Below are 14,324 nucleotides of genomic sequence, written 5' to 3' on the forward strand. Positions count from 1 at the left end.
CTTGAGTCTTGAAAGTTGAATATCATGTCGCTGACCCTCGCCATCGTGGGGCGCCCGAATGTGGGCAAATCCACTCTGTTCAATCGCCTTGTGGGCAAACGCCTGGCATTGGTCGACGACCAGCCCGGCGTAACGCGTGACCTGCGCGAAGGTGAAGGGCGGCTGGGCGACTTGCGTTTTACCGTGATCGACACGGCGGGTCTTGAGGACGCAACCGATGACAGCTTGCAAGGTCGGATGCGCCGCCTGACCGAGCGTGCAGTGGACATGGCCGATGTCTGCCTGTTCATGATTGACGCGCGGGTGGGCTTGACGCCCACGGACGAAATGTTCGCCGAGATTCTGCGTAAGCGCTCCAAACACGTGATCCTGGCAGCGAACAAGGCCGAAGGGAACGCGGCTGATGCGGGCGTGCTTGAAGCATACAACCTAGGCCTTGGCGAGCCGGTGCGTCTGTCGGGCGAACATGGCGAGGGGATGACGGACCTCTATGCGCAGTTGATGCCACTGGCTGACGCGGCTGAAGAGGCGCGCGTAGAAGAGACACCGCAAACCGATATCGAGCTGGACGAAGACGGGGAAGGCGAAGCCCCGCTGATCACCGCTGACAAACCCCTGCAAGTCGCTGTAGTTGGCCGTCCGAATGCCGGTAAATCCACCCTGATCAACAAGATCATCGGCGAGGATCGATTGCTGACCGGCCCCGAGGCCGGGATCACGCGCGACGCGATCAGCTTGCGGATCGACTGGGCCGACCCTGATGGGGACAGCACCCCAATGCGGATATTTGATACCGCCGGTATGCGGAAGAAGGCCAAGGTGCAGGAGAAGCTTGAGAGACTCTCGGTTTCTGACGGGCTGCGCGCAGTCAAGTTTGCCGAGGTCGTCGTCGTGTTGCTGGATGCGGCTATCCCATTCGAGCAACAGGACCTGCGCATTGCCGATCTGGCCGAACGTGAGGGTCGTGCTGTGGTCGTCGCCGTCAACAAATGGGACATCGAAGAAGACAAACAGGAAAAGCTGCGCGACCTAAAAGAATCCTTCGAACGTCTGCTGCCGCAGTTGCGTGGTGCTCCTTTGATCACCGTGTCGGCAAAAACAGGCCGCGGTCTGGAACGTCTGCGCGCCGCGATCCTGCGTGCCCATGATGTTTGGAACCGCCGGGTGCCGACCGCAGCGCTGAACCGTTGGCTGACCGCCATGCTGGAACAGCACCCGCCGCCCGCGCCGCAGGGGCGCCGGATCAAGCTGCGTTACATGACGCAGGCCAAGACCCGTCCGCCGGGGTTTGTGGTCATGTGCTCGCACCCTGACAAGATGCCTGACAGCTATTCGCGTTATCTGGTCAATGGCCTGCGCGAGGATTTTGATATGCCGGGCACTCCGATCCGCCTGACTTTGCGCGGGCAAGGGGACAAGAACCCCTACAAAGGGCGGCGCAAGAAAAACGCAGGCGCACTGGCCAAGCATCTCAAGGGACGAGCGTAACTGCGCTAATTTCAAGCATTTTCAGAGAGGGGGCGTGACAGCCCCGTTTCTGCGCGTTAGCATTCAAGCACGTGCATTTGTTTTGCACGTGCTGCTTGTTTGCGGGATCTCCGCACTTAATTTTGAATTTGTGATTGGTCGGACCTCCGTGGGGAGCGGGCGTGATGGATCTGAGAGAATATACAAGACAATACGCGGTACAGGACAACAAGCTTGCCGCGCTAAGTTATTTCGGAACATTCGCGGTGTATTTCGCATCGCTTACATTGGCGATCACCTATGTCGACCGCTGGTACATCATGATCCCGGCCGGGATCGTTTTTGCCTTCTCTGCCGTGCGTCTCTATGTCCTGCAGCATGATTGCGGGCACCATTCGTTGTTTGAAACGCGCGAGCAGAACGAATGGGCTGGCCATGGGTTGTCGCCCTTCACATTTGCCCCGTTCGAGGTGATGAAGCAGAACCACAATCTGCATCACGCCGGAATCGGCAACCTCGAGCATCGCGAGACCGGTGAAATCCACACCATGACGCTGCGCGAATGGAACGAGGCGGATTGGAAAAAGCGTTTGTTTTACCGACTGTATCGGAATCCCTTCATTCTGGTGCCGGTTGGCGCGCTATTCACATACTTCATCCGCTATCGCTGGCCCAAGAACACCGTGCGGTTCGGTGTGATGGGCGTGGTGCTGCACAACCTCTCGATTGTTGTGTTTTTGGGACTGCTGTATTTGATCGCCGGTGCCACCGGCATTCTGGTCTGGCTGGTGTTTTCGCTCCTGGGCGGGATGCTTGGGGTGTTCCTGGTGTATTTGCAGCACAATTTCGAAGACACCTACTGGGATCGCCGCCCCGAGCTGGATCCAAAGCTGGCTGCGTTGGAGGGGTCCTCGGCGCTGGATTTCGGCTGGTGGTTCGATAATGCGGTGGCCTGCATCACATTGCATGACATCCACCATTTCAATGCCCGCATCCCATCTTACCGGCTGCGCGCGTGCCACTATAACCTGCCGCCAGAATACACACCGCGACGGATTAAGTTTCCCGAGGCAGTGGCGGCGCTGAATCTGAAACTATGGGATGAAGACGCCAAAAGACTTGTCCCATTTCCCAGCCGAACTGCACGCCATCGCCTGGCCGAAAGCGGGTAACCTCCTATCTAATTCTTGAATTGGCGCTCTCTCAGGAACGTATGTGCTGTGCATTTACAATCTGGGGGAGTTAACGAAAGGAAACGAAATGACCGCAGTTACCGAGGTGCGTGGCGTAGGGCCAGCGCTGGCTAAGGCCTTGAATGCAAAGGGCTACAAAACAGCAGAAGCCATTGCCAAGGCCAAACCGGAAGATTTGTCCGGCACCCCTCGCGTCGGTTCCACCCGCGCAGCTAAGCTGATCGCGGCTGCGAAAGAAGTCGTCGGTGCCAAGCCCAAGCCCGCGCGCAGCGCTGCCACCCGTAAGCCTGCCGAGCGGAAATCGGCTGTGCAGCGCGCGACAGCCAAAAGCAATGCGGCTGCGAACAAGGCCGAGGCCGAGCGTAAGGCGGCAAAGGAGCGCGCGGCGGCAGAACAGGCCGCTGCCGAGGCCAAGGCAAAGAAAAAGGCGAAAGCCAAGGCCAAGGCTGAAAAGGCGGCCAAGAAGAAGTCTGAAATGGAGGCGGTGTTTTCCAAAGCCAAGGAAAAGGTCAAGGAAAAGACCAAGAAGGGTAAGAAAAACAAGAGGCCCAAAAAAGACGTTAAGAAAAAGGACGCCAAAAAGAGGGACGACAAGAAGAAGTCCGACAAGAAGCCCGGAAAGAAGAAAGATAAGAAAAAGGCGAAGAAGTGATACTTCTCCGCCTTATCCGATCGGGAACCGGCGCCTGAATGCGCCGGTTTTTTTAAGTCAGCGTGCCGTTGGTTTGAAGGGTTAGCTTGCCGCCCAGATAGGGTGCCAGAACCTCGGGCAGGGTGACCGTCCCATCCGTGTTCTGACCATTTTCCAACACAGCTATCAGGCAGCGCCCCACGGCCAGGCCCGAACCATTCAAGGTATGGACATATTCTGGCTTGCCCCCGGCCTCTGGCCGGAAGCGCGCATTCATGCGGCGCGCCTGAAAATCCCCGCATGTCGAGACCGAGCTGATCTCGCGATAAGTATTCTGGCCCGGCAGCCACGCCTCGATGTCGTAAGTGCGCCGTGCACCAAAGCCCATGTCGCCGGTGCACAAGATCACGGTGCGATAGGGGATGCCCAGCTTTTCGAGAATGCCTTCGGCGCAGCGCAGCATACGTTTCTGTTCATCATCCGACTTGTCCGGATGGGTGACCGAGACCATCTCGACCTTTTCGAACTGGTGCTGCCGCAGCATCCCGCGTGTGTCCTTGCCCGCACTGCCAGCCTCGGACCGGAAGCACAGCGAATGCGCGGTATAGCGGCGAGGCAGGTAACTCTCCTCGATCATCGTGTCGTTGACGATGTTGGTCAGCGACACTTCGGAGGTTGGAATCAACCACCAGCCTTCGCGGGTTTGATAGCTGTCTTCTCCAAACTTCGGCAACTGGCCGGTGCCCTGCATCATTTCCGATAGAACCAGAACCGGGCCGTTGACCTCGGTCAGATCATTCTCGTTGATATGGGTGTCCAGCATGAACTGCGCCAAAGCGCGGTGGATGCGCGCGACGCCGCCCGAAAGCAGCACAAAGCGCGAGCCGGAGAGTTTGGCAGCCGTCTCAAAATCCATGCCATTCTGAACGGCATCGATTTCAAAATGCTCTTTCGGCGCGAAATCCAATTCGCGTGGTGTGCCCCAGCGGTTGATCTCGACATTGTCGTTCTCATCCGCGCCTTCGGGCACATCCTCGGCGGGCAGGTTCGCGATGCGGATCAGCTGGTCGGCCAGCAGAGCGTCCAGATCCTTGGCTTCGGTCTGCATCCGGGCCACTTCGGCCTTTTTCTCGGCGACCAGAGCGCGCAGGCGTTCGAATTCAGCTTCATCCCCGCGCCCTTTGGCAGCGCCAACCTCTTTGGAGGCCTTGTTCTGCTCGGCCTGAGCTGTCTCAGCAGCCAGAATCTTGGCGCGGCGGCTTTCGTCCAGCCTCAGCAGGTCTGACGACACCGGCGCGTCCCCGCGGCGCGCAAGGGCGGCGTCGAAGGCGGCTGGGTTTTCGCGTATGGCGCGGATGTCGTGCATGGTTCAGATCCTTAACTGCGTGAATCACTGAATCCGCTTATGCACCATCTGAATGGCAGGGTGTAGCACCGGTTACGACTTATCCGATTCCTCGTGGGATTCATGCGCCAAATGGCCATCCCACTCTTCGGTTGGGATTTTCGGCTCGGGCGGGTCGGCCATGTACGAAGGTGTCATGATCTGCACGTTATTCTCATTGAACACGGCCACAATGTTGCGATGCAGGTCCGAGCGAATCTTCGGAATGATGCTGCCCCGCGTGGTGTATCCGTTGATCTGATAGTTTATCGCGTAATCGGCCAGGGCTGTCCACAAAACAAAAGGTTCGGGCTTGGCCTTGATTCCCTTGGTGCGATGGGCGGCCTCGATCAGCATCGCTTCGATCTTTTCGGGCGGCTCTTCATAGCCAATCCCGACGGTCGTATGCAGCAGCAACCCGCTACCGTCGGTTCTCTTCGAGAAATTCACCACGTCCGAATTCATCAATTGGGCGTTCGGGATCGAGATCAGTTCATTCTTGATGGACTTCAGATGCGTCTCCATCAACTTGATCTGCACCACATCGCCAATATGGTCTCCGATCTGGATCCGATCCCCAATCGAGGTTGAGCGGCGATAGATCACGAAGAGCCCCGCCAGCATGTTCGACACGACCGAGTTTGCGCCCAGCGACAGCATGGCACCAACCAGAATCGTCAGCCCCTGAAACGCCGCCGAGTCTGACCCGGGGATGTAAGGGACAGCAAAGACCAGAGCGATCAGGATAACGACGACGCGGGCGATGTTGAAGGTCGGGTTCACCCAGTGGCTTTCAAAATCGCCCATGTCAAAGGTTCCCGCCTCGACGGCGTCAAAGAACACACGCATGCCCCGGATAATATACAGCGTTATCCATGCGATCAGTATCAACATGATCAGGTTTGGGATGTAGCTGAGGATGCCTTTGAAGATTAGCAGGACCGGCTCGGTCAAGTAGGTCAGCAGGAGTTGCGCGAAATAGCGCGTCTCGGCAAAGGCAAGCAGAACGAAGGAAAGGTAGTAGTAGAAGCCGAGGAAAAAGATCACCAGCAGGACAAAATTCAGAGCATACCGGATCAACGCGGCGATGGCCTCGGCCTGAACGCTTTTTGCGGTCGCGGTTTCGACATCCTTGAGGTAACGCTTGACCAGTTTCAGCGTACGGCGGCGAATGCGCCGGTGCAGCCACAGGATAACGACGACAAAAAGCGCGAATCCAGCTGTCCATGCCAAGGCTTCGATGGCACCCGAAACACGCGCCTGTTCGGTGCGGTTTGCGCGATAGCTTTCAATGGATTGTTTAATAGCGTCGCCGTGCAACAAACTGAGAACGTTCAAGTCCATCTGCTCAAGCTCGGAATCGGCATCGGTCACGATCGAAACTTGAACACCATCAGCAAAGATTCGAATGCCGAACTCTGAGTCCTCGAAGGTTATAGAGACCTGCTCGGCGTCTGAGGCCTCGGCGATTTCGATGATCTTGTTCTGTACACTCGCGGCACGTTCCGGAGCGGGCAGCGCGCTGGAGCCGCGCAGGTGAAACAAGGTGTCGCCGTCAACGATAACCGGGGCCTGAAAAATCTCTGATTCAGTGTCTTCTATCGCAGGCTCTTCGCTAGTGGCGTTCTGTGCCCATACGGGCGACGCCAGAAGACCTATACAGGTTGTCACGAGCATCAGGCGAACAAACGCGCCAAGGGTCTGGATTGATTGAATCATTAGGCCTCCTGCCACAGGACTATATCTGACTGGAAGGGTCTGCCTAGAACATATCTGCAACGTCCGGCAGCAAACCTTTGAACCCGATGGTCGAAATGGGGCCAGGTTTGCTTGCAAACCCATGTTTCAAAGCATAGGTTCCCGCAAACTTTGCAGAGAGCTCTCTGCATCATCAGAACAAAGGAATATCCCATGGAAGGTGGCGCAATCGCCCAGTTTCTCCCGTTGATCCTGATCTTCGCGATTATGTATTTCCTGCTGATCCGTCCACAGCAGAAAAAGATGAAGGAACATCAGGCCATGGTCGAAGCCGTGCGCCGGGGCGATCAGGTTGTCACCCAAGGCGGGCTGATCGGCAAGGTGTCGAAGGTCAAGGAAGGCGACAACGAGATCGAAGTCGAGATCGCCGAGGGCGTTAAGGTTCGCGTGGTGAAATCGACCATCGCTCAGGTTCTGAACAAGACCGAACCTGCGAAGTAACTTCGCGCGACAATTCCTTGAAAAGGCAGGGTAATGCTGCAAATTGATTCCTGGAAGCGGGTTCTGATCTGGTCGGTCTGTGTGATCGGTCTGTTCCTTGCCCTGCCGAATGCGTTTTATACGCGCGTAGAACAATCTAACGATGCCAAGGCTGCGATTGAGCTGGGCATTGATACACCTGAAATGCAGGCCGAGGCCGCGCAATGGCCGAACTGGCTGCCGTCGTCTCTGGTCAATCTCGGGCTCGACTTGCGCGGCGGCGCGCATTTGCTTGCCGAGGTCAAGGTTGATGATGTCTACGAATCCCGGATGGAGGCGATGTGGCCCGAAATCCGCGACGCGCTGCGTGATGAACGCGCGACGGTCGGCACGATCCGTCGTCAGGATTCGGCGCCTGACGAGATTCGCGTGCGCATCAGCCAACCCGAGGGCATGTCCCGCGCATTAGAGGTTGTGCGCGGTCTGGCCCGACAGGTGCAGACGCTGACCGGGGCAGGGGCAACTGATATAGAGGCTCGCGCTGAGGGGGACACTATCGTTGTCCAACTGTCCGAGGCCGAAAAGCTTGCTTCGGATGATCGTACTGTGCGCCAGTCCCTTGAGATCATCCGCCGTCGGATCGACGAGGTTGGCACACGCGAACCAACGATCCAGCGTCAGGGCGCTGATCGTATCCTGATTCAGGTGCCCGGCATCGGCAGCGCCGGGGAGCTCAAAGAGATTATCGGCACGACGGCACAGTTGACGTTCAATCCTGTCGTTGGACGCGGGACTGACCCGGATGCCATTCCGGGAGTTGGCGAGAAGCTTGTGCCATCGATCGATGAAGATGGTGTGTATTACACTCTGGACGCCGCACCCGTCGTGACCGGTGAAGAATTGGTCGACGCGCAGCCATCCTTCGACCAGAACGGCCGCCCTGCGGTCAGCTTCCGGTTCAACACCTCTGGCGCGCGCAAATTCGGCGATTACACGCTGGAAAACATTGGCGCACCCTTTGCTATCGTCCTGGATGACGAGGTGATCTCGGCCCCTGTAATCCAAAGCCATATCCCAGGTGGTTCGGGCATCATCACTGGCAACTTCACAGTTGAAGAAAGCACCAATTTGGCCGTTCTGCTGCGCGCAGGTGCCTTGCCTGCAGGTCTGGATTTCCTGGAAGAGCGCACCATCGGCCCTGAGCTGGGTCAGGACAGTATCGACGCAGGTAAAGTCGCGACAATCGTGGCCTTTGTCGCCGTGTTGGTATTCATGGCTCTAAGCTACGGCCTGTTCGGCATCTTCGCCAATATTGCGCTGATCCTGAACGTGGGGCTTTTGTTTGGCCTGCTCTCACTGATCGGCGCCACGCTGACCTTGCCCGGGATCGCGGGTATCGTGCTGACCGTCGGCATGGCAGTTGACGCCAACGTGCTGATCTTCGAGCGTATCCGCGAAGAGCTGAAATCTGCCAAAGGTCCGGCGCGTGCCATCGAGCTGGGATACGAAAAAGCGCTTTCGGCCATTCTGGACGCAAACGTGACCACATTCATTACCGCAACCATCCTGTTTGCCATGGGCAGTGGTCCCGTGCGCGGCTTCTCCATTACGCTTGGTCTGGGTATTCTGACCTCGGTCTTCACCGCGATCTTTGTGACGCGTCTGATGATCGTGATGTGGTTCGAACGCCGCCGTCCGAAAACGATCGAGGTTTGACATGAGACTGAAACTCGTACCCCAAAACACCTCGTTCGATTTCTTTAGCCGTTGGAAGGTCTGGCTGGGCATCTCGGGTTTGATGATGGTGATCGCATTCACGTCATTCCTGCTGCAAGGGCTGAACTTCGGCATCGACTTTCGCGGCGGCACCACGATCCGGACCCAAAGCGCGCAAGAGATCGACGTCGGCGCCTATCGCGACGCCATCGCGCCGCTTGAGCTTGGCGATGTGACCATCACCGAGATTTTTGATCCCACCTTTGGCGAGGATGAAAACGTCGCGATGATCCGCATTCAGGCACAGGACGGGGCCGAAGCTGTGGCGGCCGCAACCGTCACAGCCGTCGAAGAAGCGCTGACCGTCGCCGCGCCGGATATCCAGTTCGTCTCAGTCGAATCGGTTGGCCCCAAGGTTTCGGGTGAGTTGATCCAGACCGCGGTCATTGCGGTCGCCTTGGCGATTGGCGCAGTGCTTGTCTATATCTGGCTTAGGTTCGAATGGCAGTTCGCACTCGGGGCGGTCGCCGCGTTGGTGCATGACGTGATCCTGACCATCGGCATCTTCTCGGAACTACAAATCCGTTTTGACCTGGCGATCATCGCCGCTCTTCTGACTATCGTCGGCTATTCGCTGAACGACACCGTGGTCGTCTTCGACCGGGTTCGCGAAAACCTGCGGAAGTACAAGAAGAAAGACCTCAAAGAGGTGCTGAACATCTCGATCAACGAAACGCTCAGCCGGACGGTGATGACCTCTGTGACCACGCTGCTGGCGCTGATCTCGCTCTATGTACTGGGCGGAGACGTGATCCGAGGCTTTGTCTTCGCGATGATCTGGGGCGTGATCGTCGGGACCTATTCGTCGGTCTTCGTGGCCTCGACCATCCTGCTGTGGCTGGGGGTCAAGCGCGACTGGTCGAAGCCGTCGAATACGGCGGGCAACCAGTTTGCCAACATTGATGCCTGAGTATTTCGGCCAGACCCCAACCGGTCTGGCCGTTATTATTTTCGCCGCCTTTGTTGGGGGCATCGTGCGCGGGTTCTCCGGCTTTGGGACGGCCCTGATCTTCCTGCCCATCGCCAGCCCGTATCTTGGCCCCTTCGGTGCCATCATCGCGCTGACGGTCATGGACATATTTGGCCCGATTCCGAACCTGCGCCGCGCATGGACGGTTGTTGACAAGGCAGATCTGATGCGCCTTTTGGTCGGGTGCGCGCTACTTCTACCGGTTGGCTTATGGCTGCTGACCCGGACCGATCCCGAAGTGTTCCGCTATATCGTCAGCCTGATTTCATTGTCGATGCTGGCCGTTCTGGTTTTTGGTCTGCGCTACCGGGGAGCGGTATCGCGTGGCATGGTTGCTGCGATCGGCGGGGCTGCAGGGCTACTTGGCGGGGTAGCCGGGATACCGGGGCCTGCTGTCATCCTGTTTTATATGTCACGGCCCTTACCGGTTGAGATCATCCGCGCGACGATCCTGCTGTTCCTGTTTGCTTTCGATTTGCTGATCCTCGGATATCTTGGCGGGATGGGGCGTCTCTCGATCGCGAGCATCGGATTGGGCCTTGCGCTTGCGGTTCCCAACATCGCGGGCAACTGGCTGGGGGGCTGGATGTTCCGACCCGAGTACGAGAACCTCTACCGCGCCGCAGCCTATCTGGTGATTGCAACAGCGGCCTTGTCCGGCCTGCCGCTTTGGGGCTAGAACCCTGCACATGCGCCTGAACGAGATCACATATACAAACGCTCAGCCGGTTGATGGCTATGGCCCCGGGTTCTTTCGGATAGGCGGGGAAGTTCATGATGGGGCAGTCCTGACCGGCCCCACCGGTACATCGGCTTGGGCGGGTTACTCCGACGCCCAGACCCTGCTGGCCTTGTCCGAACATGTCGATGTTCTGTTCATCGGTACGGGCAAAGAACTGACCCACATCCCAGCCGACTTGCGCACCACCTTGGAAGAGGCAGGTCTGGGTGTCGAAATCATGAACTCTCCGGCGGCCTGCCGCACCTACAACGTGCTGCTTTCCGAAGGCCGCCGCATTGCGCTTGCGCTGATCCCGGTCTGAGGATCTGTTCTTCCACTGGCTAAAAATATCCCGGGGAGTGTGAGGGGCTGGCCCCTCACTGCGATCCAACCAGCCGCTCTGCGGCAATTCCGACCTTTTGCCCACACGCACAATCCGCTAAGCGGGCTTCATGACTTTAAAGGTAACCGATCTGGCCATCGCACGCGGCGGAGTTCCCGTGCTCGAAGGGCTGAGCTTCTCGCTTGAGGCAGGAAGGGCGCTGATTCTGCGGGGACCGAATGGGATCGGAAAGACAACATTACTGCGTACGCTTGCGGGCCTGCAACCGCCGCTGGCAGGGCAAATCGTCGGGGCAGAAGACCAGATCGCATACGCGTCTCATTCCGACGGGTTAAAACCGACCCTGACCGTTGTCGAAAACCTCAACTTCTGGGCGTCGGTCTTTGGCACCCGTGATATCCAGCACGCCCTTGATGCGTTTGAGCTGAACGAGTTGGCTGACCGCCATGCGGGCAACCTTTCGGCGGGGCAGAAACGGCGTCTGGGATTGGCGCGTATGTTGGTTACTGGCCGCCCGATCTGGATGCTGGACGAGCCGACGGTCTCGCTGGATCGTCACGCCGTGCAGATGTTTGCGGATGCGGTGCGCGCGCATCTGGGGAAGGGTGGTTCGGCCCTGATCGCGACCCATATTGATCTTGGCTTGGACGGAGAGGTTCTGGACGTTGGCCCCAACAAGGCCAAGCCCAAGCCCATCGACGATTTCGACGGAGGTTTCTTGTGATCGCCTTATTGCTGCGTGATCTGAAATTGGCTTTCCGTGCGGGGGGTGGCTTTGGTCTCGGTCTTGCTTTCTTCCTGATCGTCACCGTTCTGGTGCCATTCTCGGTTGGCCCGCAATCTTCGCTGCTTTCGACCATCGCACCGGGCGTTCTTTGGCTGGGCGCGCTTTTGGCGTGTCTGCTGTCACTTGATCGCCTTCTGGCGCTGGATTGGGAAGACGGCTCGCTTGATCTGCTCGCGACCGCGCCACTTCCGTTGGAATCAGTTGTTACCGTCAAAGCGCTAGCCCATTGGCTAACCACCGGATTGCCGCTGGTTCTGGCCGCGCCGTTCCTAGGCGTGTTGCTAAACCTGCCTGTACCCGGGTTTTCGTGGCTAGTGATCTCACTGCTCCTCGGTACTCCGGCGATGAGCGTTATCGGCACCTTTGGCGCGGCCCTTACTGTTGGTCTAAAACGGGGCGGTCTGCTACTGTCGCTTCTGGTTTTGCCGCTCTACGTGCCGACTTTGATTTTCGGAGCCGAGGTCGCCCGACGCGGTGCTACAGGCATGGAGACGCAAACGCCCCTGCTAATGCTGGCAGGGATTACCGCCGCAACGGTCGCACTTTTACCCTTTGCCAGCGCAGCGGTACTGCGCATCAATCTTAGGTGATGGCCACAAAGCTTGACTGAGGTCAATTGAGAACCACGCCGACTCGGACTAGATAGAGCCCATGACAATCGCAGCCAAAGCCAATGCCCTTTGGGAATACGCCAACCCGCGTAAGTTCCTCGCGACCAGCGAACGGGTCCTTCCGTTCTTCTGGATCAGCTCAGGTCTTTGTCTGGTCGTCGGATTGATCTGGGGCTTTTTCTTCACCCCGGATGACTACAAGCAAGGCTCGACCGTAAAGATCATCTACCTGCATGTACCTGCCGCGTTGATGGCGATCAATTGCTGGCTGATGATGCTGGCAACTTCGCTGGTCTGGTTGGTGCGTCGCCACCATGTCAGTGCGCTGGCTGCTCGCGCCGCTGCGCCCATTGGCATCGTGATGACGCTGATCGCATTGGCCACCGGAGCGATCTGGGGGCAGCCTATGTGGGGGACATGGTGGGCCTGGGACCCGCGCCTGACATCGTTCCTGATCCTGTTCCTGTTCTATCTAGGTTATGTCGCGCTTTGGGAAGCGATCGAAGATCCGGATACAGCGGCGGACCTGACCTCGGTCCTTTGCCTCGTGGGTTCTGTCTTTGCGTTCCTCAGCCGGTATGCGGTGAACTTCTGGAATCAGGGGCTGCATCAGGGGGCTTCGGTGATGCGCGCCGGGGCGATCACAGGCACGGATACTGAAGAGAAGGTAAGCAATATCTACTTCTATCCACTGCTGCTTTGCATCATCGGCTTTGTACTGCTGTTCATTGCGCTGGTCTTCTATCGTACGGGCACAGAAATTCGCGCCCGCCGGACCAAGGCGCTTATGGCGCGTGAAAGGGTGAGCGGATGATGCCTGATCTTGGAAAATATGCCGATACCGTCTTGTGGTCCTATGTCGTGTCAATCGGACTTCTGATCGCATTGGTGGGTTTCAGCGTGATCCGGGGCCGTAAAGTACGGGCCGAGATGGAGAAGGTTGAACAAAGGATGTCACGCAATGGCTAAGATTTCGCCCCTGATGATCGCGCCTCCGCTGATTTTCGGCGCCTTCGCTGTGCTCGCGGGCATCGGCATGTTCCGTGACGATCCCAACGCCTTGCCCTCGGCGCGCGAGGGTCAGCCAGCGCCGCCGGTTGTACTGACCGAGTTCGCGGGCAAACCGGGCTTCGATGATGCCACATTGCGTGATGGCGAGGTCAAGCTGGTCAACTACTGGGCCAGTTGGTGTGCACCATGCCGCGTCGAACACCCCAATCTGCAGGCTCTGTCTGACGAGGGTATCCCCGTCTATGGTATCAACTACAAAGATCAACTGGACAACGCCGAAGGATTTCTTGCTGAACTGGGCGATCCCTATGCCGGTATCGGTCGGGATGAACAGGGCCGAATGGGGCTGGACTGGGGCGTCTACGGTGTGCCCGAAACCTATGTGATCGACGGTGAGGGCACGATCATCCTGCGCTGGGCTGGTCCGGTCACTCAGCGGGTGATCGAAAGCACGATCCGCCCAGCGCTTGAGAAAGCCGCAGGTGGCTCATAAGCGATAGCCACCGGTGACGCCCAGAACCTCACCAGTGATGAAGGATGCGGCATCGGACGCCAGAAACCTGACGACTTTGGCGATATCCTCGGGCTTTCCCGCGCGACCTAAAGCGGTTTCTTTGACAAACAGCGCGGTCAACTCCTCGGACCGGGGCGCTTCGGGGATGTTGATCGCACCCGGCGCGACTGCATTAACGCGTATCCCCTTTGGCCCAAGCTCCTTTGCCATGGCGTGGGTCCATAGATTCAGGGCGGCTTTGCTGGCCCCATAGGTCACCGCATCCCGAGGCGGCAAGACCGCGTTCATAGATGAGATACTGACGATTGAGGCGTCGCGTTTCAAATGTGGTAGCGCAGCAGCCAACAATGCGGCGGGGGCCAGCAGGTTCAAATCCAGAATGGCGCGGTGGTCCTCGGCTCGAAATTCCTCTTTGGGGGTAGATTTCACAAGGCCGGCATTGTTGACGATCACATCCAGCCGTCCAAACCTCTCGATCACCTGCGAAATCACGCTAGCCGGCTGGTCGGGCGCAGATAGATCAGAGCGTATGGCCAGAACATCCCCACCCAGTAGCTCGGGCGTGGGTTTGCTCGACAACCAAGTAAACGCGACGCGGTGATCACGGCTGAGGTCTTCGACGATTGCACGCCCAATTCCGCGTGCACCGCCGGTTATCAATGCGACTTTGTCCATAATCGTAGGAAATCGGTAAAATGGCCGGGATTCAAGCCGTTACTTACGGACCAAAATCCAGAT

Annotated in this window: 16 protein-coding genes; 13 read left to right on the forward strand and 3 right to left on the reverse strand. The window is 58.0% G+C overall.

The genetic code is table 11. The features are described 5' to 3' along the window. Positions 1-24 precede the first annotated feature (24 nt). The 3 genes from der to ACR0L9_RS05110 all read left to right on the forward strand — a co-directional run bounded on the left by der (position 25) and on the right by ACR0L9_RS05110 (position 3,312). A complete protein-coding gene (der, locus tag ACR0L9_RS05100) occupies positions 25-1,488 on the forward strand; it encodes a ribosome biogenesis GTPase Der (RefSeq protein ID WP_170597963.1) in 1,464 nt (487 codons plus the stop codon). Positions 1,489-1,652: 164 nt separating this feature from the next. Then, positions 1,653-2,639 carry a fatty acid desaturase gene (locus tag ACR0L9_RS05105; RefSeq protein ID WP_480895081.1) on the forward strand — a complete coding sequence of 329 codons (987 nt, stop codon included), beginning with the start codon at positions 1,653-1,655 and terminating at the stop codon, positions 2,637-2,639. Positions 2,640-2,727: 88 nt separating this feature from the next. After that, positions 2,728-3,312 (forward strand): helix-hairpin-helix domain-containing protein, encoded by a 585-nt coding sequence (locus ACR0L9_RS05110; protein WP_480895082.1) that lies wholly within the window; start codon positions 2,728-2,730, stop codon positions 3,310-3,312. Positions 3,313-3,364: 52 nt separating this feature from the next. Here the strand turns inward: ACR0L9_RS05110 and serS are convergent, their stop codons facing one another. Next, positions 3,365-4,657 (reverse strand): serine--tRNA ligase, encoded by a 1,293-nt coding sequence (gene serS / locus ACR0L9_RS05115; protein ID WP_170565858.1) that lies wholly within the window; start codon positions 4,655-4,657, stop codon positions 3,365-3,367. 72 nt (positions 4,658-4,729) lie between these two features. Further along, complete coding sequence (locus ACR0L9_RS05120) at positions 4,730-6,394, reverse strand: mechanosensitive ion channel domain-containing protein (RefSeq protein ID WP_170663713.1); 1,665 nt, start codon at positions 6,392-6,394, stop codon at positions 4,730-4,732. A gap of 192 nt (positions 6,395-6,586) precedes the next feature. Here ACR0L9_RS05120 and yajC point away from each other — a divergent pair, with 192 nt between their 5' ends. The 10 genes from yajC to ACR0L9_RS05170 all read left to right on the forward strand — a co-directional run bounded on the left by yajC (position 6,587) and on the right by ACR0L9_RS05170 (position 13,565). Then, entirely contained in the window at positions 6,587-6,874 is a 288-nt protein-coding gene (yajC, locus tag ACR0L9_RS05125) for a preprotein translocase subunit YajC (protein WP_155151194.1), read from the forward strand. Between the two features lie 33 nt (positions 6,875-6,907). Beyond that, the gene (gene secD / locus ACR0L9_RS05130; RefSeq protein WP_170403231.1) at positions 6,908-8,569 is read left to right on the forward strand and encodes a protein translocase subunit SecD; all 1,662 of its coding nucleotides are present in this window, start codon (positions 6,908-6,910) and stop codon (positions 8,567-8,569) included. Position 8,570: 1 nt separating this feature from the next. After that, positions 8,571-9,539, forward strand: coding sequence for a protein translocase subunit SecF (gene secF, locus ACR0L9_RS05135; RefSeq protein WP_170396385.1), 969 nt, complete (start codon positions 8,571-8,573; stop codon positions 9,537-9,539). Further along, positions 9,532-10,278: a TSUP family transporter gene (locus ACR0L9_RS05140; RefSeq protein ID WP_170597973.1), complete on the forward strand. Its 747-nt coding sequence runs from the start codon at positions 9,532-9,534 to the stop codon at positions 10,276-10,278. The genes secF and ACR0L9_RS05140 overlap by 8 nt, the downstream gene beginning before the upstream one ends. 10 nt (positions 10,279-10,288) lie before the next feature. Further along, a complete protein-coding gene (locus ACR0L9_RS05145; protein ID WP_170626639.1) occupies positions 10,289-10,642 on the forward strand; it encodes an Mth938-like domain-containing protein in 354 nt (117 codons plus the stop codon). A 130-nt stretch (positions 10,643-10,772) separates the two neighbouring features. Then, on the forward strand, positions 10,773-11,387 hold the full coding sequence (gene ccmA / locus ACR0L9_RS05150; protein WP_480895085.1) for a heme ABC exporter ATP-binding protein CcmA: 615 nt from the start codon (positions 10,773-10,775) through the stop codon (positions 11,385-11,387). Beyond that, a complete protein-coding gene (gene ccmB, locus ACR0L9_RS05155) occupies positions 11,384-12,040 on the forward strand; it encodes a heme exporter protein CcmB (RefSeq protein WP_170396393.1) in 657 nt (218 codons plus the stop codon). The genes ccmA and ccmB overlap by 4 nt, the downstream gene beginning before the upstream one ends. A 61-nt stretch (positions 12,041-12,101) precedes the next feature. Then, positions 12,102-12,875: a heme ABC transporter permease gene (locus ACR0L9_RS05160; RefSeq protein ID WP_170396395.1), complete on the forward strand. Its 774-nt coding sequence runs from the start codon at positions 12,102-12,104 to the stop codon at positions 12,873-12,875. Beyond that, the gene (gene ccmD, locus ACR0L9_RS05165; protein ID WP_170422269.1) at positions 12,872-13,030 is read left to right on the forward strand and encodes a heme exporter protein CcmD; all 159 of its coding nucleotides are present in this window, start codon (positions 12,872-12,874) and stop codon (positions 13,028-13,030) included. Before ACR0L9_RS05160 ends, ccmD begins: the two co-directional genes overlap by 4 nt. Next, positions 13,023-13,565 (forward strand): DsbE family thiol:disulfide interchange protein, encoded by a 543-nt coding sequence (locus ACR0L9_RS05170; RefSeq protein ID WP_170396396.1) that lies wholly within the window; start codon positions 13,023-13,025, stop codon positions 13,563-13,565. Before ccmD ends, ACR0L9_RS05170 begins: the two co-directional genes overlap by 8 nt. Here the strand turns inward: ACR0L9_RS05170 and ACR0L9_RS05175 are convergent. Next, positions 13,560-14,261 carry an SDR family NAD(P)-dependent oxidoreductase gene (locus tag ACR0L9_RS05175; RefSeq protein ID WP_170422266.1) on the reverse strand — a complete coding sequence of 234 codons (702 nt, stop codon included), beginning with the start codon at positions 14,259-14,261 and terminating at the stop codon, positions 13,560-13,562. The two genes, ACR0L9_RS05170 and ACR0L9_RS05175, sit on opposite strands and share 6 nt — an antisense overlap. Positions 14,262-14,324 lie beyond the last annotated feature (63 nt).

Source organism: Ruegeria sp. I3 (assembly GCF_056532525.1).

What these genes read in the sequence shown, in the direction of transcription:
- ACR0L9_RS05175 (WP_170422266.1), bottom strand. Translation starts at nt 14,261, where the DNA reads ATGGACAAAGTCGCATTGATAACCGGCGGTGCACGCGGAATTGGGCGT.
- secF (WP_170396385.1), top strand. Translation starts at nt 8,571, where the DNA reads ATGAGACTGAAACTCGTACCCCAAAACACCTCGTTCGATTTCTTTAGC.
- serS (WP_170565858.1), bottom strand. Translation starts at nt 4,657, where the DNA reads ATGCACGACATCCGCGCCATACGCGAAAACCCAGCCGCCTTCGACGCC.
- ACR0L9_RS05140 (WP_170597973.1), top strand. Translation starts at nt 9,532, where the DNA reads ATGCCTGAGTATTTCGGCCAGACCCCAACCGGTCTGGCCGTTATTATT.
- ACR0L9_RS05170 (WP_170396396.1), top strand. Translation starts at nt 13,023, where the DNA reads ATGGCTAAGATTTCGCCCCTGATGATCGCGCCTCCGCTGATTTTCGGC.
- secD (WP_170403231.1), top strand. Translation starts at nt 6,908, where the DNA reads ATGCTGCAAATTGATTCCTGGAAGCGGGTTCTGATCTGGTCGGTCTGT.
- ccmD (WP_170422269.1), top strand. Translation starts at nt 12,872, where the DNA reads ATGATGCCTGATCTTGGAAAATATGCCGATACCGTCTTGTGGTCCTAT.
- yajC (WP_155151194.1), top strand. Translation starts at nt 6,587, where the DNA reads ATGGAAGGTGGCGCAATCGCCCAGTTTCTCCCGTTGATCCTGATCTTC.
- ccmA (WP_480895085.1), top strand. Translation starts at nt 10,773, where the DNA reads ATGACTTTAAAGGTAACCGATCTGGCCATCGCACGCGGCGGAGTTCCC.
- ACR0L9_RS05120 (WP_170663713.1), bottom strand. Translation starts at nt 6,394, where the DNA reads ATGATTCAATCAATCCAGACCCTTGGCGCGTTTGTTCGCCTGATGCTC.
- ACR0L9_RS05110 (WP_480895082.1), top strand. Translation starts at nt 2,728, where the DNA reads ATGACCGCAGTTACCGAGGTGCGTGGCGTAGGGCCAGCGCTGGCTAAG.
- ACR0L9_RS05160 (WP_170396395.1), top strand. Translation starts at nt 12,102, where the DNA reads ATGACAATCGCAGCCAAAGCCAATGCCCTTTGGGAATACGCCAACCCG.
- ACR0L9_RS05105 (WP_480895081.1), top strand. Translation starts at nt 1,653, where the DNA reads ATGGATCTGAGAGAATATACAAGACAATACGCGGTACAGGACAACAAG.
- ACR0L9_RS05145 (WP_170626639.1), top strand. Translation starts at nt 10,289, where the DNA reads ATGCGCCTGAACGAGATCACATATACAAACGCTCAGCCGGTTGATGGC.
- der (WP_170597963.1), top strand. Translation starts at nt 25, where the DNA reads ATGTCGCTGACCCTCGCCATCGTGGGGCGCCCGAATGTGGGCAAATCC.